Source organism: Streptomyces sp., from assembly GCF_031181705.1.
In the GTDB taxonomy this organism is placed as follows: Bacteria; Actinomycetota; Actinomycetes; order Streptomycetales; family Streptomycetaceae; genus Streptomyces.
The window spans coordinates 1-1792 of record NZ_JAPSKN010000247.1 but is presented as its reverse complement, the minus strand read 5'-3'; the positions used below and the strand labels follow the sequence as shown (position 1 = coordinate 1792).

Genomic DNA, 1792 nt, shown 5'->3' with positions numbered 1-1792 from the left:
GCTGGTTCCGGCCGTGCCGGCGGGCTGGGCCGTGGGCCTGGTGACCGCCTGCCTCGGCGCGGTCGTGTTCCTGGCACTGACCCGGCGACGCGGTTCGGCGTCCTGGCCGCGGGCGTCGGCCGCCGCGCTCCTGCTGTGCGTCGCGGCGGCCGCCGCCTCGGCCGGGCTGCACGGGGCGGATCTGCGGCGGGGCCCGGTGCCCGGGCTGGCGCGGGAGTACGCGACGGTGACCGCCGAGGTGGAGCTCACCTCCGACCCCCGGCTCACCCGGCCCCGCGTCCGGGGCGATCGCCTGGCTCCGGCCGCCGTGCTGATCGACGCCGAGGTGCGGCGCGTTGACAGGGCGGGGGCCGCCGCCGTGGCGACGCGCACGCCGGTGCTGATGATCGTCGACGTGGGACCGGCCGGCTCGGGCGGTGAGGGCGGGCGGCCGTTCGCCGGAGGACCGGTGCCGTCGGCGTGGCTCGGGCTGCTGCCCTCGACGCGGCTGCGGGTCGCTGCGCGGGCGGCACCGGCGCTGGCGGGTGGTGACCGGGTGGCGGCCGTGCTGCGGGTGCGCGGCGAGGCGGGACCGCAGGTGGTGGGGGAGCCCTCGGGGGCGCAGCGGCTCGCCGGGCGGTTGCGTGCCGGACTGCGGGAGGCGACCGACGGGCTGCCGTCGGATGCCCGGGCGCTGCTGCCGGGGCTGGTCGTCGGGGACACCTCGCGGATCACTCCGGAGCTGGAGGAGGCCTTCAAGGAGACCGACCTCACGCACACCTTGGCCGTGAGCGGGGCCAACTTCACGATCCTGCTCGCCCTGTTGCTCGGTCCGCCGGGTCTGGCCCAGCGGGCCGAGCGGCGCGGTCTCGCGCCCCGCCTCGGCATCTCGCTGCGGGGGACCGCGGTGCTCGGGGGCGTGCTCTCGCTCGGGTTCGTGGTGGTGTGCCGACCGGATCCGAGCGTGGTGCGGGCGGCGGCCTGCGGAGCCGTCGCGCTGCTGGCCCTCGCGACCGGCCGCCGCAGGTCGATGATCCCGGCACTGGCGACGGCGGTCCTGCTGCTGGTGCTCTACGACCCGGGGCTGGCGCGCAGTTACGGGTTCCTGCTCTCCGTCGTGGCCACCGGCGCCCTGCTCACGCTCGCGCCCCGGTGGAGCGCCGGGCTGCGACGGCGCGGGGTGCCGCCCCGGCTCGCCGAGGCGCTGGCCGCCGCTGCCGCCGCGCAGGCGCTGTGCGCGCCCGTCGTCGCCGTGCTCTCGGCGCGGGTGAGCCTGGTGGCGGTGCCGTGCAATCTCCTCGCGGAGATCGCGGTCGCGCCGGCGACGGTGCTGGGCTTCGCCGCGCTGGCCACGGCCCCGGCGGCGATGCCGGTGGCGCAGGCCCTGGCGTGGTGCGCCCAGTGGCCGGCCGGGTGGATCGCGGGCATCGCCCGGACCGGGGCGGCGCTGCCCGGCGCGGGAGTGGACTGGCCGGGCAGCTGGACGGGCGCGGCGCTGCTCGGTGCCGTGACCGTGCTCGCGGTGCTCCTGGGCCGGCGGCTGCTCCGGCATCCCTGGTGGTGCGGGGTGTGCGGGGTGCTGCTCCTGCTGGCCGTGGTGCAGCCGCCGCCGCTGACCCGGACGATCACGGGCTGGCCGCCGCCGGGCTGGCGGCTGGTGGTGTGTGACGTGGGGCAGGGGGACGCCCTGGTGCTCGCGGCGGGCGACGGCGCCGGGGTGGTGGTGGACGCCGGTCCCGATCCGCGGCGCGTCGACCACTGCCTGCGCTCGCTCGGCGTGACCAGGATCCCGCTGGTCGTCCTCACCCACTTC

1 protein-coding gene is annotated in these 1792 nt (G+C 78.6%); it reads left to right on the top strand.

Translation table 11 applies throughout. From position 1 onward, the window contains the following. The coding region (locus tag RIN80_RS26520) for a ComEC/Rec2 family competence protein (protein ID WP_309098174.1) at positions 1-1792 on the top strand (1792 nt) is incomplete at both ends.